The organism is Xanthomonas sp. SHU 166 (genome assembly GCF_000364685.1).
In the GTDB taxonomy this organism is placed as follows: domain Bacteria; phylum Pseudomonadota; class Gammaproteobacteria; order Xanthomonadales; family Xanthomonadaceae; genus Xanthomonas_A; species Xanthomonas_A sontii.
Genome location: NZ_AQOJ01000408.1, coordinates 1 through 1,036, shown reverse-complemented (window position 1 = coordinate 1,036; position 1,036 = coordinate 1). Strand labels below are relative to the sequence as shown.

Below are 1,036 nucleotides of genomic sequence, written 5' to 3'. Positions count from 1 at the left end.
GGGACTGAAGTCCCTCCCACAAGGGTGCCTTTCCCACAGGGTGTCCTGCCCCTTCCCTGTGCGAGCGGCTTCCGCCGCGCCGGGCGCTCTCGCGAAAGGCCGCTCGCCGGCGTTCAAACGCCGCTGCGGCCGAGCCTGCGCGCACTCCCGGCAACGGCGAAGGATTCAGACGTACTGCGTCGGCCCACGCGGACCCGGCACCGGGGCGTCGACGTCGCCGACCGGGTCCTGGATCGGCGGGATGGTCGGATCGGTCGGCTGGTCGGGGATCGGATCGATCGGGCGGTCCGGGGTCGGATCCACGCCCGGATTCGGCACCTGGCCCGGCACCTCGTTCGGTGGCTGCTGCGGGTCCTGGCCGGGATTGAGGGATTGCATGTGCATGAGCCTCTCCGTGCGATGGCGTTCCAGCGTGCGCGCCATGGCAGCGCGTGCGGGTGAAGCGCATGCCAAGGACGGATGAAAGACGGGCCGATGCGTGCGCCTTGCCATCGCGATTGGCACGCTCGCCGCTGGCGCCGACTCCAGCGCTCCGGCATGCTGGCGCCGCATGCGCCACTACGACCTGGTCATCTTCGATTTCGACGGCACCCTGGCCGACTCGTTTCCCTGGTTCCTGGCGACCATCAACGGCGTCGCCGACGAATTCGGCTTCCACCGCTTCGACGTGGCGCGGCTGGATGAGATCCGCAGCCTGAGTGCCCGCGAGCTGATGGCGCGCAGCGGCCTGCGCTGGTGGCGGGTGCCGGCGGTGGCGCAACGCATGCGCACGCTGATGAGCGCGCAGATCGAGCGCATCGCGCTGTTCGACGGCGTCGCCGAACTGCTCGCGCAGTTGGCGCAGGCCGGCGTGCAGCTGGCCCTGGTCACGTCCAACAGCCACGCCAACGTCGCGCGCGTGCTCGGCCCGGCGCTGCTCGCGCAGTTCCGCGACGTGCGCTGCGGCGCGGCGGTACTGGGCAAGCGCCGCAAGCTGCGCGCCAGCCTGCGCGCCTGCTGCGTTCCCGCCGCGCGGGCGCTGTGCGTGGGCGACGAG

General features: G+C 71.5%; 2 protein-coding genes. One reads left to right on the top strand and one right to left on the bottom strand.

Translation table 11 applies throughout. The features are described 5' to 3' along the window. Nucleotides 1-165 precede the first annotated feature (165 nt). Nucleotides 166-384: a hypothetical protein gene (locus D180_RS11320; protein WP_043090838.1), complete on the bottom strand. Its 219-nt coding sequence runs from the start codon at nucleotides 382-384 to the stop codon at nucleotides 166-168. Between the two features lie 166 nt (nucleotides 385-550). On the opposite strand from D180_RS11320, the gene D180_RS11315 reads away from it, so the two are divergent. Beyond that, nucleotides 551-1,036, top strand: a 486-nt coding sequence (locus tag D180_RS11315; RefSeq protein WP_017912880.1) for an HAD hydrolase-like protein, incomplete at its 3' end; no start/stop codon positions are given.